Below are 24,690 nucleotides of genomic sequence, written 5' to 3'. Positions count from 1 at the left end.
TAGTTGTTCCTCTGCGCACTCCGTGTCTCTGTGGTGAAAACCTATGCACCATGAATCAGGATTACGCCAAATACACCCCCGACGAGCAGGCAGTTTGGGAGTTGCTCTTTACCCGACAAATGGCGCAGTTGCCGGGACGGGCGTCGCAGGCCTATATGGACGGCATTGTGGCGACGGGCTTTCCCAATAAGCGCATTCCCGACTTTGAGAAAGACCTGAACCCGCGTCTGCTGCCCCTGACGGGTTGGCGGGTGGTGGCCGTGCCGGGCCTGATTGGCAACCGCGAATTTTTCGAGCTGATGGCCGACCGGCAGTTCCCGGCCACCACCTGGGTACGTTCGCGCGACCAACTCGACTATTTGCCCGAGCCCGATATGTTTCACGACACCTTTGGGCACGTACCCGTACTGACCAATCAGTCGTTCTGCGACTTTCTGGCCTCGCTGAGCCGACTGGCGCTGAGCCACGTCGATAACGAGGAAGCCATTGAAATGATCGCCCGGCTCTACTGGTATACGGTCGAGTTTGGCCTGATTCGGGAGCGTGATGCGTCGGGCAACAGCCACCTGCGGATCTACGGCGGAGGCATTCTGTCGTCGCCCGGTGAGACCGTTTACGCCCTCGAAAGCGACGTACCCAGGCGGATGGATTACGACGTAGCAACGCTGCTGCAAACGCCCTATATCATCGACCATTTTCAAGAACAGTATTTTGTGATCGACTCCTACGAACAACTGTACGAGTCGGTGCCGGCGATCGAAACGACGCTGGAAGAGCTACTCGCCGAGAAGGCCTAGCACGTGACAAAGGGTAAACAATGAGCCATTTATGCGTAATATTGTTCATTGTCCAATGTTCATTGTGCCTTCTTGATGACGCACCCTTCCGACGAGCGCGCTTATTTTTTTAAGATTGATACCGCCATCAAGCGGATTCGGTACGCCCTGCAAAAACGCTTCACCGACGCTGGTTTCGACCTTACCGTCGACCAATGGGTGCTCATCGACCACCTGCACCGCAACCCCGGTATTAGCCAGAATCAGCTGGGTGAACTGACGACCAAAGACGCGCCTACCGTGACGCGTATCATCGACATTCTGACCAAAAAAGGCCTCGCCGAACGCCGGATGTCGGACGATGACCGCCGCAAATTCCTGATTTCACTGACGGCTGCGGGTGAAGGCGTTTATGCCCAGTTACTGCCAATGGTCGTCGATATCAGGCGGCAAGGCTGGGGCGAACTGAGCGACGAAGATTACCAGCACTTTACGCGCATCATGGATTCGATTTATCGTAATTTTAGCGCATAACGTTACAACCAGCGCGCCTCGGTTGGGGTCTTGGTGACGACTAACCAACTTTGTCTGTATGCGACGCGGTCACTTCTACGCTTTGCTGGTGCTGCTGGCCGACGGACTGCCAGCCTGCACGCCCGGTTGCGGCCCCGATGCTGATCAGGAACCGAGGCTTACCATCTACGTCAGTTCCTCGTCGGGGCAATCGCTTACAGCCCGCAGCGTGGCTACCAGCATTCGGGGTGTCGGCCTGACACAGGAGTTGCTCGACCCCGCCCGCCTGCATCCCACCGACCCGGATCAGGCCACAAGCTCGGTGTCGTTCAATGTGCCTTACAGCCTCGCTGCCGATCAGACCCGCTACGTGCTGACGTCGGCAACCCGTCGCGATACGCTCACGGTGAACTACCAACGTGTGTTTTCCTACAAGGACGACGATTGTGGCTATTGGGTCGACGTGCAGCCACCCGCTGGTTTCGCGAAAACCACCCCGACGGGGCTACCTAACCTTGCTCTAGGCGCCCGTTCGACCCTGGGCAAAGTTAGCAGTGTGTATTACGAAGGCACGCAGTTGTCGAGTAATGCCTTAACCAGCTATTACACCAAGAGTGATATCACCGTCAGTATTACGCTGCCATGAAGCAACGCGCTTTAGTAGTCCTGGGTACGTTGCTGCTGACGTTGTCTGCTCAGGCGCAGGATACCATCCCGCTGTATTCTACCGCGTTGGCTCAGCAGAAAGCGCAGTTAGCCCAATCGCGTCGGCCATGGATTGGCACCGATCTGTCGCGGGGCATATGGTGGGCCTATGCGGCGCTTAACAGCGCGCAAACGCCCATTTATTACAAACCGATTTCCCTGATTGTGTACTGGCCCGTTCGGCCACGGCAACTCGAAGACCGGAACGCTTATGCCAGTATCGGGTACGCGACCTACGCAGGTACGTTACGCCGAACCGTTTATCAGCGCGGGCAGAGCGCACACGTTCGGGCAGGGATCGAGATTCGGCGAAAGAAGCTCTTACTCGGCTATGGAGCGCTACTGGCAAACTGGTCAGGCGAAGGCTCGATCCTGTTTAAAGGGCCAGCGTTAGGCGATTACCTGCAACCAACCGGGCCACTTAACGGTCTGGCGCTCGGCGTTGAGGCCCACCTTGGTAGCGAAATTGACTTGGGGCCCCGGCTGGCCCTGAGGTGTTTTCTGCGGACAACCTTACTCGCTAAGACGCGCAACGCGCTGGCGATCGAACCACCTCATCTATCAGGTATCGACTGGCTGAAGATAGCTCAAACAGGCGGTATTGGCCTAAGCGGTAACATCAATTTGGTCTATCAACTATGAAACCGTACGCATGCCTCCTGTCACTGATGCTGTTACTCAGCAGTTGCAACCCGCCCTGCGCCAACGAGGTGCCGAGTCTGCTGGTCGATGTTATGGTTCCGGCTGGGCGGCAAGTACAGGACTGGCAGGTTCTGGATCAAACGGGGCCGGCCCGCACCTTCACGACATATGGGTCTACCACCGGGCGGCAGGTTCTTGAGTTTCCGCTTAACCTAAGCGCTTCATCGACCCGGTACACGGTACGAATCGACGGGCAAACGGATACGCTGACCGTCAACTACGCTGTTCGCTTGGCGAATCCGTCGGATAAATGCGGCTACAGTGTACTACTGGATCGCCCCACGCAGGGCCCAACGGCGCGACGTGTGCTGGGCGCTGTCGAGGCCGTTTATTACAGCGGCGATACCCTGCCAGCCAACCTTCCCGTCCGGTATATGAAGCCGGGGTCTGTCCGGGTGCAACTAAGCCTCTAATCATTTTTTCGATGCAGAAAGCGCTCTATATTCTGATTTGCCTGGCTGTTGCTACGCAGTTAGGGAGGGCACAGGCTCCCTTATCCGAAGACCCGATAGAGCCGCGACGGCTACAGTTGGGTCTTGATCTGGCTAAAATGCCTATTTCCTGGATTGGAAGGCCGCTTAGCAATTTTCCGTTGCAGCGTGAAACGTTCTTCACCATCGAACCGGTCATTCGGCTCGAACGACCCGACAAGCGGCATTGGTGGCAGGGTCAATTGGGCGTGACGCGCTACACCGGTGCGGCCTTTGGGCAAACGTACCTGAACCTGACGGGTGGCTTTTTGAAAGCGGGTATGGAATGGGTTCCTGGCCCCAAGTGGACACAGGCTGCTTTACTCATCGCTTCTGTCTGGCAGACTACCGGCGAAGTGCGTATTCCAGCGGGGTTGTTCAGCGCCACTACGCTGCCCGTTCCCTCCGCAACGGGCGGGGCCGTGGGTATTGAAGGGCAAACCAACCGCGATTTCGGCCTGGGTCAGCGCTGGCTGTTGCGCACCTGTATTCATTACGGCATTTTTCATAATCGCATGCCAGCGCAGTCGATGGCTCCTCCTTACCTGCCTGGTATCGGGCGTTACGTTGGGCTAACTCCGTCTGGTGAACGAACCACGCCAATCGATCTGACGGGCGGGGTAACGCTGCAACTGCTTTACACGCTGACTCCGCGTCGAGCCTATTCGACGGGGCCACAACAGCCTTCCAAATAGTTGTGTAGCTTTGTTAGCATGACAACCATTTCTGCCGATAGCCTGCCTCAACTGGCTTTTTACCGCTATATGATCGGGTCTGTTGGCCCGCGACCGATCGCTTTCGCCAGCACCATCAGCGCCGACGGGCACGTAAATCTGAGCCCATTCAGCTTTTTCAATGTGGTTGGGTCTAATCCACCGATGCTGATGTTCGTGCCAAATCTTAACCGGCATGGGCATAAAAAGCACTCCCTACTGAACGTGGAGGAGGTGCCCGAAGTAGTGATCAACGTGGTGAGCCACCGGATGGTCGAGCAGATGTCGCTGGCGAGTGCAGAATACGATCGGCACGTCAATGAGTTTGTCAAAGCGGGTTTTACCGAAGTGCCGTCGGATCGGGTACGTCCGCCGCGCGTGGCCGAGTCACCCGCCGCGTTTGAGTGCGTCGTTCGGCAGCTTATCCCGACGGGCGACAGCCCCGGTGCCGGTACGATCGTGCTGGCCGAAGTGCTGACGGCTCATTTTCACGACGACATTTTCGGTGAAAACGGGCTGATCGACCCGCATAAAATTGATCTGGTTGGCCGCATGGGCGCCGACTGGTACTGCCGGGCCAATGGCGATGCGCTGTTCGAAGTGGCGCGTCCCAAAGTCGGCATTGGCTATGATGGGTTGCCCACTGCTGTCCGCAACAGCCGCATCCTGACCGGTAATGATTTGGGCAAGCTCGGCAGTTATGAGGTCGTCCCGACGCCCGACGAGATTCGGGAATACGGCCAAACGGAGGCGATTCGGGCACTTCGCGACGAAGCCCAGAACGGTTGCCAATATCTGCCCGATCTGCTGCATCACCGTGCGCATCAGTTGTTACAGCAGCAACAGGTTCGGGAGGCATGGCTGACGCTGCTGCAATAATCAGGTACGTTGGCGACTTGCCTACTTATTGAATAGTCTAAACATAAGACCTGTACATGACGTTTCGATGGTACCAACAAAACGTTATGAACATGAATAATTCTGCAACCCGGGCGGGCCTGATCGGCATTACCACGGTCTGCCTGCTCTTAGTGGCCATTGGCCTCCTAACCGTGGTCACAAGTTGCTCGACCGACAGCACCGACAAGGTTAAACAAGCCAATGACAAACGCATCGACGGACAGGCGGCGGTTTTCAGCAACGAAGCCAAAGACGATGCCAAGAGCATGGCCGACAAGATGGTCGATCTGGCCAGCATGCAACAAACGGCCAATCAACTAAGTCAGGAAGCCTCGCGGCGGGCTACCAATCCGCAGGTAAAGGCGTATGCGCAACGGGTTATTTCGGCCAACCAACAGGCCGATAACGAACTGCGCCGTCTGGCTACCGAACTAAAGATTGAACTGCCCGCCACACTGTCTAGCGAAGGCAAAGACCGGCTGGCCGATTTGCAGCATGCTGAACCGGGGGTAGCCCTCGACCTGAAATACCTGGACGAAATGAGTAAAGTGGCCAAGAAATCGGCCAACGCGGCGGACGACCTGGCCGACGCGGGTACGACCGATGCGGTCAGGAGTTACGGCAAGAAGCTGAAGAAGACGCAGGAAGACGCCGACGACGCGATCAAGCAGTTGAAGAACGCCATCAACTAGCCCGCTGGTTTGCCGCTTAAAACTGAAAATAGATAAACTGATTCGACGTGAAGACGCCGAAGAAGTAGATCACCAGCACCAGTACGGTCATCAGCGCGAAAAAGCGGGGCGTACTGCGCGTGGGGATCGTCAGGTACGTTGATTCCTTCACCAGCAGGAACCCAATCAGGGCTACGCTGAACCAGAGTTCAGTGCTGTTCAGCGGCGATTGGAACCCGCCAACGGGCGAGAACGTAGCAATTTTTTTCAGAATCAGCAGCGCCGACCGGACGCTGGTGGCCCGGAAGAACACCCACGTGAGCATCACCAGCGCGAACGTAATCAGCACGTTGCCTACGTGCCACAGACGACCGCCCACGGCCCCCCCAGCCTGCTGCGTGATGGGCCGTTCGCCGGTTTTCCCCAGCCATTTGTCGCGCAGGCCCGCGCCTACCTGGTACAGCCCGTGCAGGCCGCCCCAGATCACGTAGGTCCAGTTGGCCCCGTGCCACAAACCCGACGCCAGGAAAACCGTCATCTGGTTCAGGTTGCGCCGAAACTCGCCTTTGCGATTCCCGCCGAGCGGAATGTATAGATAATCCCGAAACCAGGTCGACAAAGACAGGTGCCAACGCCGCCAGAACTCGGTGATGGAATGGGCCACGTACGGCGCTTTGAAGTTTTCCATCAGCGTGAAGCCCATCACCCGCGCCGTACCGATGGCAATGTCGGAATAGGCCGAAAAGTCGCAGTAAATCTGGAAGGTGTAGAAAAAGGTGGCGATCAGCAGGCTCAGGCCGCTGTGGTTGGCGGGGTCGGCATAGGCCGGGTCGACCATCATAGCAATCCGGTCAGCAATCACGCATTTCTTGAAAAAACCGAAGGCCATCCGCATCAGCCCCGCTTTGACGTTTTCGAAATCGTAGGCAAAGTGCGTGTGGAACTGGTGCAGTACATTCTGCGGCCGTTCGATCGGGCCCGCCACCAACTGCGGGTAGAACATCACGTATAGGGCGTAGATGCCAAAATGCCGCTCGGCTTTCTGGTTACCCCGATACACCTCGATGGTGTAGCTCATGGCCTGAAACGTGTGGAACGACAGCCCGATGGGCAGAATTGCCATGTTGTCTTTGTAGGACGACACGCCACTTTGCCCAAACACCTCAATTACTTTCAGAAACAGCCGATTGGCTACGTGAGTAACGTGCTCGGCCAACACGGGCAGATCGAGGTGGTTGAACACCCAGGCAATGTTTTCGGTGAAGAAACCCAGGTATTTGAAGAAAGCCAAGATGCCAACGTTTGAGAGCAGCGACAGAATCAGCAGCCATTTGCGCCCGCGCCCAACGGGCGTTTTTTCCAGCCAGATACCCGCGATGTAATCGATCACGATGGTCAGGAACAGGATAAAAATATATGTTGGCTGAAAGACCGCGTAGAAGTAGCAGCTCGCGATCAGCAACAGCGACCACCGCCCATTGCCTTTTGGCAGGCTGTAATAGGTTAGGGTGACGACGGTGAAGTAAAGAAGAAACTGAAGTGAATCAAACAGCATGGGTGGGACGGGGCTCGTTGGTCAGCGGCAACGGTTCAGTGTTCAGGCACAGGGCGCTGAACAGCCGATTGGGTGTTCTGCCCGATCAGTAGCTGCTTCACAGCCTGAATTGCAAATAACGCAAAACCGCTTACCAAAAGGAGTTCTATTCCGTAATCGAGCAGGTACGTTGGCCGGTCTATCTGGCGAAAGCTGTAAAAGAAAGGCTGCCCAATTCTCCACCAGAACGATGAATGCACGGCAGCCAGCACATTGAAGGCGAGGAGAGCAGCCATGGCTCGTCTGTTGGTGAGGTCGACCATCACGAACAGCATCGGCAACATCGTCAGGTAGGCGTAGTTGCTGATGGCATTGTGCTGCACGACAGTTGTCCAGCTAAAAATCAGGATATAAAACAGAGCGACCGTGGTCCGGACATTGCTCTGCAATTGACCAAGTTGATGCCGCCGGTATAACACGTAACCCGTCAGGCCAACGGTGGTGAGCAGCCCAAGGTAGCTTTCTATACGCTGGAAACGGTTGATCGCTTCGCCGATAAAAGGGGCCAGCACCGAGCGCAGGTTGGGGGCTTTCAGGTAAGCACCCTCCTCCAGCGGCTGCTGAATAAAAAGTAACTCGGCTTTCCAGTAATAAAACAGCGCTACTGGCAGGCCCAGCGCTACACAGGCGCCGATGAACGGCCACTTTTTCCGCGCCATAAAAAACAGAGGTACGCCCATCAACACAAACAGGGCCTTGGTCGACAGGAGCCCCAACGCAAACCACAGCCCGGCCCGGAACGACTGATTGTTGGCAAGGGCTTTCCCGGCCAGCAGGGCGAAGATCCACAGCACCACATCTTCCTGCCCACTTGTCACGCAGAAGACAAATGACACGGGCAAGAGGTAATACACCAGGCAACGGAACAGCCGCGCCGGCCGCTTTTCGGGAGACAGGGGCTCGCGGTAGGTTAGCCAGACGGCCAGCAGTTCGAAGAGCGTCATGGCCAGCACAATCCCTTTAGGATCCTGCCAGATCCAGACAAACGGCGACAGCCAATAGCCAAAGAGCGGGCTGTATGGACAGATTACATCGCGATACAACACCTTGCCATACGCGGCCGCCTGGGCGATCGGGTAATAATACCCCCGCACATCTGACTGGGGATGAAAATCCTGTATTACGTAAATAAACAAGAACGGCACCAGGCGCAGGACCAGCCAGAATACTGGTAACCAGGGCACATTGGGTCGCGCTAGCTCGCTTTCGATACGCTGCCGTTGCCAGAGAACAAGAAAAAGAATCGCCGCCAGTAGCAGCGAGGCAACCAATTTAGCGTAGAGTATAAACATAAAAAGCCTGACCCTAGATCGGGTCGCTGGCTATCGAGCAGCCGGAAAAGGTCATCAATTGGTGCAAAAATAGCGGATTCCCGGCAGCAATGCCCCCATCCTATCGTAAGGACCTCCTGATGGTGCACCATGAACATTCTGTACAGCCACCTGTTATCTTTGCGCCCGCTATGATCGCTCACCGCTATGCAGTTGCGATCAATAGGCTTCTATGGAAGATAAAAAAAGCTTAGACAAGGTTTCCGCCGCCGGTTTGCTGGTAGCCTTGGGCATCATCTACGGCGACATCGGTACGTCGCCACTTTATACGCTTCGCGCCATCGTTGGCCCCACCAACGTCATTGATGCCGAAGTTGTACGCGGAGCGCTCTCCTGTATTTTCTGGACGCTCACGCTTCAAACCACCGTCAAGTACGTAATCCTGATTCTGCGAGCCGATAACCGGGGCGAAGGCGGGATTTTTGCACTCTACGCGCTGGTGCGCCGGCATGCCCGCTGGCTCACGTTGCCCGCTATCATCGGAGGCTCGGCACTGCTGGCCGACGGGATTATTACTCCCCCCATCTCCGTCACCTCAGCGGTAGAAGGACTGCGCCAGCTCTACCCCACCATCACAGAAAGCCAGATCGTTACCATTGTGATTGGTATCCTGACAGTACTCTTTCTGATTCAGGCCTTTGGCACGAGCGTGGTTGGTACGGCGTTCGGGCCGGTCATGATGGTGTGGTTCGGTATGCTAGCCGTGCTGGGCATTGGCAGCATCGCCCAGGATCCAAGCATTTTTGTGGCGCTTAACCCTTACTACGCTTACGAACTGCTGGTCGAGTATCCGGGCGGCTTCTGGTTGCTGGGGTCGGTTTTTCTGTGTACAACCGGAGCCGAAGCGCTGTATTCCGACATGGGCCACTGCGGCCGTGCCAACATTCGGGTGAGCTGGGCCTTCGTGAAGGTCTGTCTGCTGCTCAACTATTTCGGGCAGGGTGTCTGGCTCGTTAATCACGCCAACGAGAACCTCAACGAGCGGATTCCGTTTTTCCAGCTGATGCCCGAGTGGTTCCTCACCGTCGGGATTGTCATTGCTACGTCGGCGACGGTTATCGCCTCGCAAGCGCTCATCAGTGGCTCGTTTACGCTCATCAGCGAAGCCATCCGGCTCAATTTCTGGCCCAAGGTTCGGTTGCGTTACCCGTCGGTACAGAAAGGACAGCTCTACGTACCCAGCATCAATTTGCTGCTTTGGCTAGGCTGCGTGGGCATTGTGCTGTATTTCCGCGAGTCGAGCAACATGGAAGCCGCCTACGGGCTAGCCATCACGCTGACGATGCTGATGACAACGATGCTGATGGCCTATTACCTCTACAGCAAAAAATACCAGGCCTGGGGTGTGGTGCTGTTCCTGTCGGTCTATCTGGCGATTGAGGGCTCCTTTCTGGTAGCTAACCTCATCAAATTCCCGCATGGTGGGTACGTGTCACTGCTGATCGGGGCCACCATCGCGGGCGTGATGTATATCTGGTTGCAGGCATTCCAGATCAAGCTGCGCCTGACGGAATACGTGCGAATCGACCACTACCTGCAATCGCTGAAAGAGCTTAGTCGCGACATCAGCATTCCAAAGTACGCCACGCATATCGTGTTCATGAGCAACGCCGCGCGACAGTCGGAGATCGAGTCAAAGATTATCTATTCGATTTTCCAGAAACGCCCCAAACGCGCCGACATCTACTGGTTTGTGCACGTCGACACCACCGACGACCCTTATACGATGGAGTACAAAGTGAATACCATCGCGCCCGATGACGCCTACAAAATCACGTTTAAGCTCGGTTTCCGGGTCGAGCAACGCATCAACCTGTTCCTGCGCAAGGTGATTGAAGACATGGTGCGCAACAAGGAGGTGGATATCACGAGCCGGTACGAATCGCTTAACCGCCAGAACGTGATTGGCGACTTCCGGTTTGTGGTGCTCGAAAAATTCCTGTCGTTCGAGAACGACCTGCCTACGTTTGAGCGCCTGATCATGAATGCCTACTTCTCGATCAAAGGATTCACGACGCCGGAAGACCGCTGGTTTGGTCTCGACAGCAGTTCGGTGAAAGTCGAAAAAGTCCCGCTCGTGATCCGGCCCGTCGAGAATGTTACTTTGAAACGAATTCCATCTTGAACTAATGCGTGAACGAGAGCCAGCGTAGACGCGCGATATCGACGCTGCCGAACGTACCCGGAATGAACGTACCTGTGCCCAAACATCACGCGTTCACGCTGTCTGTCATTCACTCCTTTACTTATGAAGCTTCTTATCACCGGCGGGGCCGGATTTGTTGGGTCGTCGCTCGCCATTGCGCTGAAGAAAAACTACCCCGATTACACCATCTACTGCCTTGATAACCTCAAGCGGCGCGGCTCTGAACTCAACATTTCACGGCTGAAACAGGCGGGTGTCGAGTTTGTGCACGGCGACATTCGGAGCAAAGAAGATTTTGACGCCCTGCCCGCCGTCGATACGGTCATCGAAGCCTCAGCCGAGCCATCGGTATTGGCCGGCCTGGATGGCACGCCCGACTACCTCATCAACACCAACCTGTTCGGCACGGTCAATTGCCTCAACTACGCGCTGAAGCACAAAGCTGCGTTTATCTTCCTCTCAACCAGCCGGATTTATCCCATCAAGACGCTGGAAACACTGAATTTCAAGGAAGGCGAAACCCGGTTTGAGCTAATTGACGAGCAGCCCGTACCGGGTGTATCGACCAAAGGTATTGCTGAGAATTTTCCGCTCGATGGCGCTCGGTCGCTCTATGGCACCACCAAACTGGCGTCGGAGTTGATCATTCAGGAATACAATGAGTTTTATGGTCTGAAAACGGTCATCAACCGCTGCGGCGTTATCACCGGCCCCTGGCAGATGGGCAAAATCGATCAGGGCGTGATGGTGCTGTGGATCGCCAAGCATTATTTTGAACAGCAACTGGCTTATATCGGCTATGGCGGAACGGGCAAGCAAACCCGCGATATGCTGCACGTGGATGATCTCTACCGCCTGATCGACTGGCAATTGCACAACCTGGATACCGTCAATGGCGAGATTCTGAACGCAGGTGGCGGCGTCGAATGCAGCGCCTCGTTGCAGGAACTGACCAAGATTTGTCAGGACGTAACGGGCAAAACCATTCCCATCCGGCAGGTTACCGAAAACCGGGCGGCCGACATTCGCCTGTACATTACCGACAACACTAAGGTAACGGCCCTCACCGGCTGGAAACCCGAGAAAACAATGCAGGATATTGTCTCTGACATCCACGTTTGGCTCGACGAAAACCGGGCCGCGCTGGAGCCGATTTTGAAATAATCCGCAGCATTCCAACCGCCCAGCAACAGGCTGGTTAGGCACGTTCAGAACTGCCTGACCAGCCTGTTTTTTTAGGCTGAACCTACCCAGCCGCGCTTCCCCATTTGCCCCTAATTTCGTATCTTAGGGTAACCTTCCTGACCACTAAACCTCACGTATATGAAAACTATTTCGCTGCTCGTGTACGAAGAAGCCGTGCTGGCCTCCGTCTCGGGCGTGATCGATCTGTTGATGGCCACCAATCAGTTTGTGCAGCAATTGGGGCGGCCCGCCCCGTTCCGGCTGGAGTTGGTCAGTGAGAAAGGGAACTCGATTCAGTTGGCCGTACCGGCTCAATTCCTCTGTTCGCGCACACTCGATGAAGCTACCGACAGTGACCTTATTATCGTTCCCGCTTTTTACATTGAGCCAGAAGCGGCTATCGCGCATAACAAAGCCCTCATCGACTGGCTAGCCGATCGATATGCGGCCGGTACCGAAATCGCCAGCATGTGCGTGGGCAGTTTCTTCTTAGCCGAAGCCGGTTTGTTGACGGGTAAGACTTGCGCCTCCCACTGGAAGTCGGTCGATGAGATGCGGCAGCGCTATCCCGACGTGCACGTGCTGACCGATACGGTCATGACCGACCATGATCGGATTTACACCAGCGGGGGTGCGCTGTTGTCGTGGAATCTGGTCCTCTATCTGATCGAAAAATTCTGTGGCCGCGATATCTGCATCGGTATCAGCCGCCTCTTCAACATCGATCTCGATCGGGTGAGTCAGTCGTATTTCGCGGTGTTTCAGGGGCAACGGCAGCACGAAGACGAGGGGATCTTGCGGGCTCAGACCTACATCGAAACCAATTTTCATCTCCCGTTGACGGTAGAGCAAATTGCCGAACAGGCTAACATGAGTAAGCGCAATTTCATCCGTCGATTCAAACAAGCGACGCAAAATACGCCGCAGGAATACCTTCAGCGCGTGAAGGTCGAATCGGCCAAAAAAGCGCTGGAGAAAGACACAAACGACATCGCCACGGTTATGTACGACGTAGGTTATAACGATGCCAAAACGTTCAGAAAAGTATTTCGGCAAGTAACAGGGCTTACCCCTCAGGCTTATCGTCGTAAATACAACCGAACCGGGCTAGCGGTAGCCTGATGTCTTTTCACCGACTTGTGCAGGTTCAACGGCCTGTGCCATGCTGCTTACCAATGACTATCTACTGCCACGTACACTTAGCCGATTCAGATAAAGAATCGCTGCTCAACGCCTTATCGCCTACCGATCAGTGCTTTTTCGCTCAAGATCTCTCCCCGGCTAAACAGCAGGTACGTTCTGGAGAAGCCGAGGTTATTTTTGGGAACGTACCCATAGACTGGGTGGCCAACAACGCCAACCTCCGTTGGCTTCAGTTGAATTCGGCGGGGCTCAACCCCTATAATCGCTTCGACTGGACGCAACGGCCCCAGGTCGTTGTGACGAATCTGCACGGCTTCTTCGGGCAGTCGTGCGCTGAAACAGCCTTAGCGGGTATTTTGGCTCTGTACCGAGGTATCGCGCCCTTAGTCGACTACCAGCGCGACCACGAATGGGTGGGCAGTAAACTCCGTCCGTCGCTGCATGTCTTGTCGGGGAAACAAGCGTTAGTGCTGGGTGCCGGGGCTATCGGTCAGACGACGGGTCGGTTGCTGGAAGCGTTTGGCTGTGAGGTGACGTATGTGCGACGCAGTGAAGCGCCTACGTTTGCTGATCTGGATTCGCTGTTGCCCGAAGCTGATTTGGTGGTGGGTACGTTGCCCGAAACAGCCGAAACCATTAATATGCTCGATGCCAGGCGGCTTAGCCTGATGAAACGGGGCAGCGTGATGGTCAACGTTGGCCGTGGGTCGCTACTAGACGAACCGGCTTTAATCGACTTGCTCACGAGTGGTCATTTGGCCGGTGCCGTACTCGACGTAACCGCCGTGGAACCCCTGCCCGCTGATCACTTACTCTGGGAGTTGCCGAACGTTATCTTGACCCAGCATACGAGCGGTGGGTACGCCGACGAAAAACGCGATATGGTGCGCGTATTTATCAAGAATCTACACGCTTATCAGGCCGGGTTACCATTGGCCAACGTGGTTGATTTCAGCCGGGGATATTGAGCGGGTTAAGCCATGTAGAGCCAATACAAAAAGGCCAGTCTGACGTCAGACTGGCCTTTTCTATTACGTTACGCTAGCAGTTTATACCGTCTGGCGTTTTTTGCTTTTAGTGAACTGCTCGCGCGACTCGGTGATCGTTTCGAGTTCCTCCTGTGAACCGACGATGGCACTTTGGTAACGACGTACCCCCGTACCGGCCGGGATTAGGTGACCTACGATCACGTTCTCTTTAAGGCCTTCGAGGTTGTCTTGCTTGCCACGGATCGAGGCTTCGCTCAACACTTTCGTCGTTTCCTGGAACGAAGCCGCCGAGATAAAGCTGTCGGTACCCAGCGATGCCTGCGTAATACCTTGCAGGATCGGTTGTGATACGGCGGCCATGGCATCCCGCACCGTTGCGATCTTCATGTCGCGACGTTTCAGGCTTGAGTTCTCGTCACGCAAGCGACGGGCCGAAATGATCTGACCGGGTTTCAGGTTCTCTGAGTCGCCTGCATCCGTTACCACTTTGGCATCCATCATCTTGTCGTTTTCCTGACGGAACAACCACTTGTCGACAACCTGATTTTCGAGGAAGTTGGTATCGCCTGAATCCGTGATCTCAACTTTCTGCATCATCTGCCGAACAATCGACTCGATGTGCTTATCGTTGATTTTCACACCTTGCAGACGGTATACTTCCTGAATCTCGTTCACAAGGTACTCCTGCACAGCCGTTGGCCCTTTGATCGCCAGAATATCGCTTGGTGTAATGGCACCATCCGACAGCGGCGCACCAGCCCGTACGAAGTCATTTTCCTGTACAAGGATAAACTTCGACAGGGGTACCAGGTATTTCTTCCGCGTGCCGTCTTTCGACTCAATGAAGATCTCGCGGTTACCACGCTTGATAGCGCCGTAGGATACGATACCATCGATTTCCGATACGACCGCCGGGTTCGACGGGTTACGGGCTTCGAACAGTTCCGTTACACGCGGCAGACCACCCGTGATATCGCGGGTCTTACCCACGTTACGCGGAATCTTCGCCAGCGGCTGACCAGCAATGATCGGCTGACCCGTTTTCACCACCAGGCGTGAGCCTACGGGCAGGTTATAGCCTTTCTCTGTCGTGTCGTCCAGCAGCGTCGTTGTGCCATTCACCACAATAGCCGGGTTCTTCGCTTTGTCACGAGTCTCGATGATAACCATCTCCTGGAAACCCGTCTGTTCGTCAAACTCTTCGCGGTAGGTAATACCTTCCTCGATGGCGTCGAACGAAATCGTACCAGTCAATTCTGACAGGATGACGGCGTTGTATGGATCCCAGGCGCAAAGCTCGTCGCCTTTCTTCACCATGTCGCCCTCTTTCACCCGCAGGAACGCGCCGTACGGTACGTTGTTGCTGATAAACACAAGGTTCGGATCCGTTGGCGAAACAATTTTGATCTCACCTGAACGACCCATCACGACCGTTTGGGCGTTGCCTTCGTTGTCCTGCGATTCAACTGTACGCATTTCTTCGAATTGAACCATCCCGTCGAATTTCGCTTTGAGGGCGGCATCAACGGCAATGTTCGACGCCGTACCACCCACGTGGAAGGTACGGAGCGTCAGCTGTGTACCCGGCTCACCGATCGACTGTGAGGCAATTACGCCCACCGCTTCACCGATGTCGACCATCCGACCTGTTGCCAGGTTACGGCCGTAGCACTTGGCACATACACCGACCTTCGCTTCGCACGTCAGCACCGACCGGATTTCAACCATTTCGATGCTCGTTTCGTCGATTTCAGCGGCAATTTCTTCCGTGATCAACTCACCAGCGCCGACTAGCAGCAACGGATCACCTGCTTCGTTTTTCTTCAGCGGGTCATAGATATCGTGCACCGAGGTACGTCCCAGAATCCGCTCTGACAGCGGTTCTACGATGTCTTCGTTGTCTTTCAGCGCCTGAATCTGAATGCCACGCAACGTACCGCAGTCGTTTTCGCTTACGATGACGTCCTGGGCTACGTCGTGCAGACGACGCGTCAGGTAACCGGCATCAGCCGTTTTCAGGGCGGTATCGGCCAGACCTTTCCGGGCACCGTGCGTCGAGATGAAATACTCCAATACGTCGAGGCCTTCTTTGAAGTTCGACAGAATCGGGTTTTCGATAATCTCGCCTACTGACCCTTGCAGGTTTTTCTGTGGCTTGGCCATCAGACCCCGCATACCACCCAACTGACGAATCTGCTCACGCGAACCACGGGCCCCCGAGTGCATCATCATGTAGATAGAATTGAAGCCCTGCTGATCGGCTTCCAGTTGCTTCATCAGCGTCTCGGTCACGCGTGAGTTTACGCGCGTCCAGATGTCGATGACCTGGTTGTACCGTTCGTTTTCGGTGATGAGACCCATCAGGTAGTTGTCCCATACGCCCTGCACGGCTTGCTTGGCCTCGTCGACGAGTTCCTGCTTAGCGTCCGGAATCTTCACGTCGCTCAGACCGATCGACAGACCGCCCCGGAAGGCCATCTGGAAACCGAGTTCTTTGATATCATCGAGGAAGGCAGCCGTTTTGGCCACACCCGCGATTTTGAAGATCAAGGCAATGATCTGCTGGAGTTTCTTCTTCGTCAACAGTTCGTTGATGAAGCCTACTTCTTCAGGTACGTGCTGGTTGAAAAGCACCCGACCGGCTACGGTCTCGATTACTTTCGACTCCAACTCGCCAAGCTCGTTGCGGACGTTCACCCGGCACTTGATGTTGGCGTGCTTCGACAGTTTGCCTTCGTTTACCGCGATGACGACCTCTTCGGGGCCATAGAAGGTCATGCCTTCACCACCCACAGGGTACTCTTCGGTCGACTTGCGGCCTTTTGTCACATAGTACAGGCCCAACACCATGTCCTGCGAGGGTACCGTAATCGGCGCGCCGTTGGCAGGGTTCAGGATGTTGTGTGAAGCCAGCATCAGTAGCGACGCTTCCAGTACGGCCTCCTGACCCAGCGGCACGTGAACGGCCATCTGGTCACCGTCAAAGTCAGCGTTGAAAGCCGTCGTTACCAGCGGGTGCAGCTGAATAGCTTTACCTTCGATCAGCTTCGGCTGGAACGCCTGAATACCCAGACGGTGCAGGGTCGGAGCCCGGTTCAGCAGTACAGGGTGCCCTTTCAGTACGTTTTCCAGAATGTCCCAGATAACAGGGTCTTTCCGGTCAACGATTTTCTTGGCCGATTTCACCGTTTTCACGATGCCCCGCTCGATCAGCTTGCGGATAATGAACGGTTTGAACAGCTCGGCAGCCATGTCTTTCGGCAGGCCACACTCGTGCATTTTCAATTCCGGACCGACCACAATCACCGAACGACCCGAGTAGTCAACACGCTTACCGAGCAGGTTCTGCCGGAAACGACCTTGCTTACCCTTCAGCATGTCAGACAGCGACTTCAGCGCACGGTTCCCTTCCGAACGAACGGCGTTTACCTTACGTGAGTTGTCGAACAGCGAATCGACGGCCTCCTGAAGCATCCGCTTCTCGTTCCGCAGGATCACCTCAGGCGCTTTGATCTCGATCAGGCGCTTCAGACGGTTATTCCGGATGATTACCCGACGATACAGATCGTTCAGATCGGACGTAGCAAAACGGCCACCATCGAGGGGAACGAGCGGGCGCAGTTCGGGCGGAATAACCGGCACCATGCGGATGATCATCCACTCAGGGCGGTTTTCAACCCGGCCATTAGCCTCCCGGAACGCCTCAACGACTTTCAGCCGCTTCAACGCTTCTGCCTTCCGCTGTTGCGACGTATCCGTAGCAGCCGCGTGGCGAAGGTTGTATGACAGCGAATCCAGTTCCAGGCGCGACAGCAGCATTTCCAGCGCGTCGGCACCCATCTTGGCGATAAACTTATTCGGGTCTTTATCGTCGAGATGTTGGTTGGTGGCCGGCAGCTTATCGATGATATCGAGGTACTCGTCTTCCGTCAGGAAATCGAGTTCATTGATGCCATCAGCGGCTTTGATACCAGCCTGTACAACCACGTACCGCTCGTAATAAATGATCTGATCGAGCTTCTTGGTCGAAAGCCCGAGCAGGTAACCAATTTTGTTGGGAAGGCTACGGAAATACCAGATGTGCGCCACAGGCACCACCAGTTCGATGTGGCCCATACGCTCCCGGCGTACTTTTTTCTCCGTTACTTCCACACCGCAGCGATCGCAGATAATGCCTTTGTAGCGAATCCGCTTGTACTTACCGCAGTGGCACTCCCAGTCTTTCACCGGCCCGAAGATCCGCTCGCAGAACAACCCGCCCATTTCGGGCTTGTAGGTCCGGTAGTTGATCGTTTCGGGCTGAGTGACTTCGCCGTATGAACTCTCCAGAATGGACTCGGGCGACGCCAGGCTGATCGTTACGCTGGAGAAGTCGCTGTTGAGCTTCTTGTTCTTTTTGAAAGACATTGGTTGGAGATTTAACTGTTTCTGTTGTCAGTCCTCAGTCCACTGTCTTCTGTTACGCTCCATAAGAAGCAAGACAACAGAAGGCAGTGGACTGAGGACGTTTCAACTATTTACTCTAAAGTGATTTCCAGTGCCAGACCGCGCAGCTCGTGAACGAGTACGTTGAATGATTCCGGGATGTTTGGTTTCGGCAGGTTTTCGCCTTTCACGATGGCTTCGTACGCCTTAGCCCGGCCGACTACGTCATCGGATTTAACGGTCAGGATTTCCTGCAGGATGTTCGACGCCCCGAAGGCCTCCAACGCCCACACTTCCATCTCGCCAAAACGCTGACCACCAAACTGTGCCTTACCACCCAGCGGCTGCTGCGTAATGAGTGAGTAGGGCCCAATTGAACGGGCGTGCATCTTATCATCAACCAGGTGACCCAGTTTCAGCATGTAGATGATACCCACCGTTACTTTCTGATCGAAGCGCTCACCCGTCAGACCGTTGTACAGGTACGTCCGGCCAAACTCAGGCAATCCAGCTTCGGTTAGCTCATCAGCAACCTGCTGTTCGGTAGCTCCGTCGAAAATCGGTGTGGCGTACTTGCGGTTCAGTTTCTGACCCGCCCAAGCCAATACCGTTTCGTAGATCTGTCCGAGGTTCATCCGGGAAGGTACACCCAGAGGGTTCAGTACGATGTCGACCGGCGTGCCGTCTTCGAGGAACGGCATGTCTTCGTCCCGTACGATCCGAGCAACAACCCCTTTGTTACCGTGGCGACCAGCCATTTTATCACCCACCTTCAGCTTCCGCTTCTTGGCGATGTAAACTTTAGCCAGCTTCACGATACCTGCCGGCAGTTCGTCACCTACTTCGAGGGTAAACCGTTCGCGTTTGAAGCGACCTGTGATCTCATTGCGGCGCGTGTTGTAGTTTTTCACCAGACGCACCAGCAACTCATTCGTCTCGGCGTCGTCAGTCCAGTTTTCCAGTACCAGATCGCCCAGCAGGTTTACCTCTTCAGGTACCGCGTAACCGCTTTCGTCGCGGTACGGGTTCTTGTCAGGGAACAGGTTGTCGGTGATGTTCTTCCGGCTGAACTTCGTGCCCTTGCTGATGATTTCATCGCCGAAGCGGTGTTTCACACCAGCACTGGTTTTGCCGTCAAGTAATTCAACCAACTTGTCGATCCCCCGCGAACGGAAAGACGTCAAGTCACGGCTGTACTTTTTCATCAGCACTTTCAGTTCTTCCTTGTGCTTACCCCGATCTTCTTTCGAGGGCCGCGAGAACAGTTTGGTGTCGATAACAACCCCTTTCAGCGACGGTGGCGCCTTTTTCGAGGCATCTTTCACGTCACCGGCTTTATCACCGAAGATGGCGCGGAGCAGTTTCTCTTCCGGAGTCGGATCGCTCTCCCCTTTCGGCGTAATCTTACCGATCAGGATATCGCCTTCTTTCACCTCCGTACCCACGCGCACGATACCGTTCTCGTCGAGGTTCCGGACCGTTTCTTCCGATACGTTCGGAATCTCTGAGGTCAGTTCTTCTTCGCCGCGCTTGGTATCACGTACCTCCAGTTCAAACTCTTCGATGTGGATCGACGTGAAGATGTCTTCGCGCACAACACGCTCCGATATCACGATGGCATCCTCGAAGTTGTAACCCTGCCAGGGCATGAAGGCAACCTTCATGTTACGGCCCAGCGCCAGTTCGCCTGTTTGCGTGGCGTACCCTTCGCAAAGCACCTCCCCTTTCTTCACCTTCTGGCCTTTCAGTACGATCGGCTTCAGGTTGATGCAGGTATCCTGGTTGGTCCGGCGGAATTTGATGAGGTTGTACGTTTTCACGTCTTCATCAAACGTCACCAGGCTCGTGTCTTTATCCAGGTTGTACCGGACAACGATCTTGGTCGAATCAACAAAGTCGATCACGCCATCCGTTTCGGCCACAACCAGGGCACGCGAGTCAACGGCAACGCGACCTTCCAGACCCGTTCCTACGATGGGGGCTTCGGGACGCAGCAGGGGCACCGCCTGACGTTGCATGTTCGATCCCATCAGGGCGCGGTTGGCGTCATCGTGTTCCAGGAACGGAATCATCGACGCAGCCACCGACACGATCTGGTTCGGGGCAATATCCATGAACGATACGCTCGTTGGCTCCGACATTGGGAAGTCGCCTTCAAAACGAGCCTTCAACCGATCCACTTTAAAGTTGCCTTTATTATCGACAGCCGAGCTTGCCTGCGCGATGTAGTGCGAATCTTCCTCTTCAGCCGTGAGATACATTACCGGCTTATCGGGCACCTTACCGTTCTCAACGATCCGGTAGGGCGTTTCGATAAAGCCCATGCTGTTCACTTTAGCATAGACGCAAAGCGACGAAATCAGACCGATGTTCGGTCCTTCCGGCGTTTCAATCGTACACAGGCGACCGTAGTGCGTATAGTGTACGTCACGTACCTCAAAACCGGCCCGCTCGCGCGACAGACCACCCGGCCCGAGCGCCGACATACGACGCTTGTGCGTCACCTCGGCCAGCGGGTTGGTTTGGTCCATGAACTGCGACAGCTGGTTGGTGCCGAAGAACGAGTTGATCACCGACGACAGCGTCCGGGCATTGATCAGATCAACCGGCTTGAAGTCTTCGTTATCCCGCACGTTCATCCGCTCTTTGATGGTCCGGGCCATACGGGCCAGACCTACGCCGAACTGCGCATACAACTGCTCGCCAACGGTACGTACCCGGCGGTTGCTCAAGTGGTCAATATCATCGACAACCGCTTTGGCGTTGATCAGGCCAATCAGGTATTTCACGATCGAGACAATGTCTTCGGTCGTCAATACTTTCGTGTCGATCGCTACGTCCAAGCCCAGCTTCTTGTTGATCCGATACCGGCCAACGTCACCCAGGTCATACCGCTTGTCTGAGAAGAACAGGCTTTGGATCACCTCCCGAGCCGACTGTTCGTCGGGCGCTTCGGTGTTCCGCAGTTGCCGATAGATCTGCTCAACGGCTTCTTTCTCCGAGTTCGAGCTATCCTTCTGCAGCGTATTATAAATGATGTTGTAATCGGCCACGTTCATATCTTCCTTGTGCAGGATGATCGATTTCTGGCCCGATTCAACAATCGTATCAATGTCATCAGCACCGATCACCGAGTCGCGCTCCATGAGCACTTCGTTCCGGCTGATCGATACAACCTCACCGGTATCTTCATCAACGAAGTCTTCGGTCCAGGTACGTAGCACCCGCGCCGCCAACCGACGACCAATGGCCTTCTTCAGCGTGTTGGGGGTAGCGTTGATCTCTTCTGACAGGCCAAACAGATCCAGAATATCTTTATCTGAACCGAAGCCAATCGCACGCAACAACGTCGTTACCGGGAATTTCTTCTTCCGGTCGATGTACGCATACATCACGTTGTTTACGTCGGTCGAGAATTCAATCCAGGATCCTTTGAAGGGGATGATCCGGGCTGAATACAGTTTGGTGCCGTTGGTGTGCTTGCTCATCGAGAAGAACACACCCGGCGAGCGGTGCAACTGCGAAACAATGACCCGCTCAGCTCCGTTTATTACAAACGACGCCTTTTCGGTCATGTACGGGATGTTGCCCAAAAACACGTCCTGCTCGATGGTTTCGAAGTCTTCGTTGTCGGGGTCACTGTTCGACAGCCGTAGTTTCGCCTTCAGCGGAACGGAATAGGTCAGCCCCCGATCGATACACTCATCCACAGAGTATTTCGGCGGGTCAACTGAATAATCGATAAATTCCAGCGTGAAATTTTCGCGCGAATCCGAGATTGGGAAGTTTTCCTGGAATACCTTGTACAGCCCTTCCTGCGAACGGCTATCTGAAGGCGTGTCCAACTGAAAGAAGTCACGGAATGATTTCAGCTGAATATCCAGAAAGTCGGGATAATCAACTACAGGCTGAATCGTCGCAAAGTTCTTGCGTGTGTTGGTGTTTTTAGCGTTTGTAGCCAAGGCTCTTCTGCGTTTAGTTGAGCGACTGATTCTGTACTAAAAAACCCCCTTTCAATACGAAATCTGGTAACGTATATAAAAGGGCGTAAAAAAGCAACACCGCCCGCCAAAAATTAGTTTTAACGGGGCGACGTATGTAGATAAAAAGTCTCCAAGCAGAAAAAGACCTGACAGTTTGCCAGGCCTTTTCTGCTTGGAGTATGGTAGATCGGCTGTATGCTTACTTAACTTCTACTTCAGCACCAGCTTCTTCCAATTGCTTACGGAGCGCTTCGGCTTCGTCTTTAGCAACACCTTCTTTAACCGGCTTCGGCGCGCTGTCAACCAGTTCTTTCGCCTCTTTCAGACCCAGACCCGTCAGGTCTTTCACCAGCTTCACAACGGCCAGTTTACCGGCGCCGGGAGCTTTCAGGATCACGTCGAAAGAGGTTTTTTCTGCAGCAGCAGGAGCGGCATCACCAGCACCAGCGCCACCACCGGCTACCATAACGGGAGCAGCGGCTGCGGGCTCAATGCCATACTCATCTTTCAGGATAGCAGCCAGCTCGTTTACTTCTTTAACCGTCAGGTTAACAAGCTGCTCAGCGAATGCTTTCAAATCTGCCATTTTCGTATTGGAAAATTAAGTTGTTACAAGATTGATTGAAAAAATGAAACGTCGGGCTTATTGTTCGTCGCGCTCCGACAGCGTCTTCAGGATACCAGCCAGTTTGCCGCCACCGCTCGAAAGGGCCGAAACCACATTCTTCGCAGGTGATTGCAAGAGGCCAATGATGTCGCCGATAAGTTCGGTACGGCTCTTCAGGTTGATGAGTGTATCGAGTTGATCAGCCCCTACGAACACGCTGTAGTCAACCGAAGCACCCTTCAGTTTCAGCTTGTCGTTGGTCTTGCGGAACTCCTTGATCAGCTTAGCGGCTGCTTTACCGTTCTCCGGGTGAAACATCACGCCTGAGAACCCTTTCAGCACTTCGCCGTCAAAAGGAGTATAATCTGTGCTAGTTACCGTTTCGAGCGCCTTTTTGATCAAGGTGTTCTTTACCACCACGTATTCGATACCATTCTCGAAACACTTCCGACGCAGGTCGTTGGTTTCGGCTACTGACATGCCAGAGGCATCAGTAATGTAGAAATACGGGATTGACTGGAACTTCTGACTCAGCTCGTCGATGATCGCGCCTTTTTCTTCTCTTGTCATTGTTTACAGCCCGGCAACGGTAGTTTTGTCAATGCTAACACTCGGACTCATGGTGCTCGACAGATAGATCGTCTGCACATAAGTACCTTTTGATGAAGAGGGCTTCAGGCGCAACAGCGTGGCGATGATCTCCTGAGCATTCTCAGCGATCTTCTCCGGCGTGAATGACACCTTGCCAATGCTCGTGTGGATGATACCAGTTTTGTCGACTTTAAAATCGATTTTACCAGCTTTCACTTCCGTCACAGCTTTCCCTACTTCCAGCGTAACCGTACCCGACTTGGGGTTCGGCATCAGACCACGAGGACCCAGTACGCGACCCAGACGACCTACTTTGGCCATAACCGTCGGCATCGTGATAATCACGTCAACGTCGGTCCAGCCTTGTTCGATTTTCTGGATGTAATCGTCTAAGCCTACATAATCTGCTCCGGCTTCTTTGGCTTCTGCTTCCTTGTCGGGTGTGCAGAGAACCAGAACCCGTACCGTTTTGCCTGTGCCGTGTGGCAGCGTTGCTACCCCCCGAACCATTTGGTCCGCTTTACGCGGATCAACACCCAGGCGAACGTCGATGTCTACAGAAGCGTCGAATTTGGTGTACGAAATTTCTTTCAGGATTTCAGCCGCTTTCTCAAGCGAGTAAACCTGCGTAGCATCGTACTTCGACTGCGCTTCTTTTTGTTTCTTTGTCAACTTTGCCATAATTCGTTAAGATGCCTAAGGCAAGTTTGCTACGCCTCCCAAGGGGCCGTTCCCGTTACCGTGATACCCATGCTACGAGCCGTACCCGCAACCTGTTTCATGGCCGACTCGACCGTAAAGCAGTTCAAATCGGGCATTTTAGTCTCGGCAATGGTACGTACCTGATCCCAGTTCACCGAACCAACTTTGTTCCGGTTAGGCTGTGCCGATCCACCTTTCAGTTTAGCGGCCTCAAGCAACATAATCGGCGCGGGCGGGGTCTTGATGACGAAGTCAAACGACTTGTCTTTGTAGTACGTAATGAGTACCGGCAAAACCATACCCATCTTGTCCTGCGTCCGACCGTTGAACTGCTTGCAGAATTCCATGATATTCAAACCCTTGGAACCCAGCGCAGGACCGATTGGAGGAGACGGGTTGGCTTGGCCACCCTTTACCTGCAACTTAACGTAGCCAGCTACTTCTTTTGCCATTGTTAGTACTTAGTTAATCAGTCGTATCAGGTACGTCGGCCTCGAGTAGTGTCATAGCCTAATCGGGGAGTCGGCGCCTGCCTGCGGACTGT

General features: G+C 54.5%; 20 protein-coding genes. 12 read left to right on the top strand and 8 right to left on the bottom strand.

Features of this window, described 5'->3' with window-relative positions; translation table 11 throughout:
• Window positions 1-50 precede the first annotated feature (50 nt).
• The 8 genes from phhA (at window position 51) to FAES_RS05530 (ending at window position 5,471) form a co-directional block, all read left to right on the top strand.
• Window positions 51-797 carry a phenylalanine 4-monooxygenase gene (gene phhA / locus FAES_RS05565; protein WP_015330219.1) on the top strand — a complete coding sequence of 249 codons (747 nt, stop codon included), beginning with the start codon at window positions 51-53 and terminating at the stop codon, window positions 795-797.
• Between the two features lie 75 nt (window positions 798-872).
• Window positions 873-1,310 (top strand): MarR family winged helix-turn-helix transcriptional regulator, encoded by a 438-nt coding sequence (locus tag FAES_RS05560; protein ID WP_015330218.1) that lies wholly within the window; start codon window positions 873-875, stop codon window positions 1,308-1,310.
• 58 nt (window positions 1,311-1,368) lie between these two features.
• Window positions 1,369-1,935 carry a hypothetical protein gene (locus tag FAES_RS05555; protein ID WP_015330217.1) on the top strand — a complete coding sequence of 189 codons (567 nt, stop codon included), beginning with the start codon at window positions 1,369-1,371 and terminating at the stop codon, window positions 1,933-1,935.
• The gene (locus tag FAES_RS05550; RefSeq protein ID WP_015330216.1) at window positions 1,932-2,636 is read left to right on the top strand and encodes a hypothetical protein; all 705 of its coding nucleotides are present in this window, start codon (window positions 1,932-1,934) and stop codon (window positions 2,634-2,636) included. Before FAES_RS05555 ends, FAES_RS05550 begins: the two co-directional genes overlap by 4 nt.
• A complete protein-coding gene (locus FAES_RS05545) occupies window positions 2,633-3,109 on the top strand; it encodes a hypothetical protein (protein WP_148289297.1) in 477 nt (158 codons plus the stop codon). Before FAES_RS05550 ends, FAES_RS05545 begins: the two co-directional genes overlap by 4 nt.
• Before the next feature lie 11 nt (window positions 3,110-3,120).
• Window positions 3,121-3,861, top strand: coding sequence for a hypothetical protein (locus FAES_RS05540; RefSeq protein ID WP_148289296.1), 741 nt, complete (start codon window positions 3,121-3,123; stop codon window positions 3,859-3,861).
• A gap of 18 nt (window positions 3,862-3,879) precedes the next feature.
• The gene (locus FAES_RS05535; protein ID WP_015330214.1) at window positions 3,880-4,758 is read left to right on the top strand and encodes a flavin reductase family protein; all 879 of its coding nucleotides are present in this window, start codon (window positions 3,880-3,882) and stop codon (window positions 4,756-4,758) included.
• A gap of 92 nt (window positions 4,759-4,850) precedes the next feature.
• The gene (locus FAES_RS05530; protein WP_158408752.1) at window positions 4,851-5,471 is read left to right on the top strand and encodes a DUF4142 domain-containing protein; all 621 of its coding nucleotides are present in this window, start codon (window positions 4,851-4,853) and stop codon (window positions 5,469-5,471) included.
• Between the two features lie 16 nt (window positions 5,472-5,487).
• On the opposite strand, the gene FAES_RS05525 is transcribed toward FAES_RS05530, so the two are convergent.
• Window positions 5,488-7,005, bottom strand: a complete 1,518-nt coding sequence (locus tag FAES_RS05525) for an MBOAT family O-acyltransferase (RefSeq protein ID WP_015330212.1) — start codon at window positions 7,003-7,005, stop codon at window positions 5,488-5,490.
• A 35-nt stretch (window positions 7,006-7,040) separates the two neighbouring features.
• Window positions 7,041-8,336 carry a hypothetical protein gene (locus FAES_RS28855; RefSeq protein WP_015330211.1) on the bottom strand — a complete coding sequence of 432 codons (1,296 nt, stop codon included), beginning with the start codon at window positions 8,334-8,336 and terminating at the stop codon, window positions 7,041-7,043.
• Between the two features lie 211 nt (window positions 8,337-8,547).
• On the opposite strand from FAES_RS28855, the gene FAES_RS05515 reads away from it, so the two are divergent.
• The 4 genes from FAES_RS05515 (at window position 8,548) to FAES_RS05500 (ending at window position 13,817) form a co-directional block, all read left to right on the top strand.
• Window positions 8,548-10,500 carry a KUP/HAK/KT family potassium transporter gene (locus FAES_RS05515; protein ID WP_015330210.1) on the top strand — a complete coding sequence of 651 codons (1,953 nt, stop codon included), beginning with the start codon at window positions 8,548-8,550 and terminating at the stop codon, window positions 10,498-10,500.
• A 123-nt stretch (window positions 10,501-10,623) separates the two neighbouring features.
• Entirely contained in the window at window positions 10,624-11,685 is a 1,062-nt protein-coding gene (locus tag FAES_RS05510) for an NAD-dependent epimerase/dehydratase family protein (protein ID WP_015330209.1), read from the top strand.
• Window positions 11,686-11,844: 159 nt separating this feature from the next.
• Complete coding sequence (locus FAES_RS05505; protein WP_015330208.1) at window positions 11,845-12,828, top strand: GlxA family transcriptional regulator; 984 nt, start codon at window positions 11,845-11,847, stop codon at window positions 12,826-12,828.
• Between the two features lie 53 nt (window positions 12,829-12,881).
• Entirely contained in the window at window positions 12,882-13,817 is a 936-nt protein-coding gene (locus FAES_RS05500) for a D-2-hydroxyacid dehydrogenase (protein ID WP_041257575.1), read from the top strand.
• 81 nt (window positions 13,818-13,898) lie between these two features.
• Here FAES_RS05500 and rpoC read toward each other — a convergent pair whose 3' ends face one another.
• From rpoC to rplK, 6 genes are all read right to left on the bottom strand, one after another.
• Window positions 13,899-18,245, bottom strand: a complete 4,347-nt coding sequence (rpoC, locus tag FAES_RS05495) for a DNA-directed RNA polymerase subunit beta' (protein ID WP_015330206.1) — start codon at window positions 18,243-18,245, stop codon at window positions 13,899-13,901.
• A gap of 110 nt (window positions 18,246-18,355) precedes the next feature.
• On the bottom strand, window positions 18,356-22,225 hold the full coding sequence (rpoB, locus tag FAES_RS05490) for a DNA-directed RNA polymerase subunit beta (RefSeq protein ID WP_015330205.1): 3,870 nt from the start codon (window positions 22,223-22,225) through the stop codon (window positions 18,356-18,358).
• A 220-nt stretch (window positions 22,226-22,445) separates the two neighbouring features.
• A complete protein-coding gene (rplL, locus tag FAES_RS05485) occupies window positions 22,446-22,832 on the bottom strand; it encodes a 50S ribosomal protein L7/L12 (RefSeq protein WP_015330204.1) in 387 nt (128 codons plus the stop codon).
• A 57-nt stretch (window positions 22,833-22,889) separates the two neighbouring features.
• Window positions 22,890-23,423, bottom strand: a complete 534-nt coding sequence (gene rplJ / locus FAES_RS05480; RefSeq protein ID WP_015330203.1) for a 50S ribosomal protein L10 — start codon at window positions 23,421-23,423, stop codon at window positions 22,890-22,892.
• Window positions 23,424-23,426: 3 nt separating this feature from the next.
• The gene (gene rplA / locus FAES_RS05475) at window positions 23,427-24,125 is read right to left on the bottom strand and encodes a 50S ribosomal protein L1 (RefSeq protein WP_015330202.1); all 699 of its coding nucleotides are present in this window, start codon (window positions 24,123-24,125) and stop codon (window positions 23,427-23,429) included.
• A 29-nt stretch (window positions 24,126-24,154) separates the two neighbouring features.
• Window positions 24,155-24,598, bottom strand: a complete 444-nt coding sequence (gene rplK / locus FAES_RS05470) for a 50S ribosomal protein L11 (RefSeq protein WP_015330201.1) — start codon at window positions 24,596-24,598, stop codon at window positions 24,155-24,157.
• Between the last annotated feature and the right edge of the window lie 92 nt (window positions 24,599-24,690).

It is taken from the genome of Fibrella aestuarina BUZ 2, assembly GCF_000331105.1.
Lineage (GTDB): Bacteria > Bacteroidota > Bacteroidia > Cytophagales > Spirosomataceae > Fibrella > Fibrella aestuarina.
The sequence above is the reverse complement of the archived record's forward strand: the minus strand, read 5'-3'. Positions and strand labels throughout refer to the sequence as shown.

Excerpts from the sequence above, each read along its gene's own strand:
- phhA (WP_015330219.1), top strand. The coding sequence starts at position 51 with ATGAATCAGGATTACGCCAAATACACCCCCGACGAGCAGGCAGTTTGG.
- FAES_RS05560 (WP_015330218.1), top strand. The coding sequence starts at position 873 with ATGACGCACCCTTCCGACGAGCGCGCTTATTTTTTTAAGATTGATACC.
- FAES_RS05555 (WP_015330217.1), top strand. The coding sequence starts at position 1,369 with ATGCGACGCGGTCACTTCTACGCTTTGCTGGTGCTGCTGGCCGACGGA.
- FAES_RS05550 (WP_015330216.1), top strand. The coding sequence starts at position 1,932 with ATGAAGCAACGCGCTTTAGTAGTCCTGGGTACGTTGCTGCTGACGTTG.
- FAES_RS05545 (WP_148289297.1), top strand. The coding sequence starts at position 2,633 with ATGAAACCGTACGCATGCCTCCTGTCACTGATGCTGTTACTCAGCAGT.
- FAES_RS05540 (WP_148289296.1), top strand. The coding sequence starts at position 3,121 with ATGCAGAAAGCGCTCTATATTCTGATTTGCCTGGCTGTTGCTACGCAG.
- FAES_RS05535 (WP_015330214.1), top strand. The coding sequence starts at position 3,880 with ATGACAACCATTTCTGCCGATAGCCTGCCTCAACTGGCTTTTTACCGC.
- FAES_RS05530 (WP_158408752.1), top strand. The coding sequence starts at position 4,851 with ATGAATAATTCTGCAACCCGGGCGGGCCTGATCGGCATTACCACGGTC.
- FAES_RS05525 (WP_015330212.1), bottom strand. The coding sequence starts at position 7,005 with ATGCTGTTTGATTCACTTCAGTTTCTTCTTTACTTCACCGTCGTCACC.
- FAES_RS28855 (WP_015330211.1), bottom strand. The coding sequence starts at position 8,336 with ATGTTTATACTCTACGCTAAATTGGTTGCCTCGCTGCTACTGGCGGCG.
- FAES_RS05515 (WP_015330210.1), top strand. The coding sequence starts at position 8,548 with ATGGAAGATAAAAAAAGCTTAGACAAGGTTTCCGCCGCCGGTTTGCTG.
- FAES_RS05510 (WP_015330209.1), top strand. The coding sequence starts at position 10,624 with ATGAAGCTTCTTATCACCGGCGGGGCCGGATTTGTTGGGTCGTCGCTC.
- FAES_RS05505 (WP_015330208.1), top strand. The coding sequence starts at position 11,845 with ATGAAAACTATTTCGCTGCTCGTGTACGAAGAAGCCGTGCTGGCCTCC.
- FAES_RS05500 (WP_041257575.1), top strand. The coding sequence starts at position 12,882 with ATGACTATCTACTGCCACGTACACTTAGCCGATTCAGATAAAGAATCG.
- rpoC (WP_015330206.1), bottom strand. The coding sequence starts at position 18,245 with ATGTCTTTCAAAAAGAACAAGAAGCTCAACAGCGACTTCTCCAGCGTA.
- rplL (WP_015330204.1), bottom strand. The coding sequence starts at position 22,832 with ATGGCAGATTTGAAAGCATTCGCTGAGCAGCTTGTTAACCTGACGGTT.
- rplJ (WP_015330203.1), bottom strand. The coding sequence starts at position 23,423 with ATGACAAGAGAAGAAAAAGGCGCGATCATCGACGAGCTGAGTCAGAAG.
- rplA (WP_015330202.1), bottom strand. The coding sequence starts at position 24,125 with ATGGCAAAGTTGACAAAGAAACAAAAAGAAGCGCAGTCGAAGTACGAT.
- rplK (WP_015330201.1), bottom strand. The coding sequence starts at position 24,598 with ATGGCAAAAGAAGTAGCTGGCTACGTTAAGTTGCAGGTAAAGGGTGGC.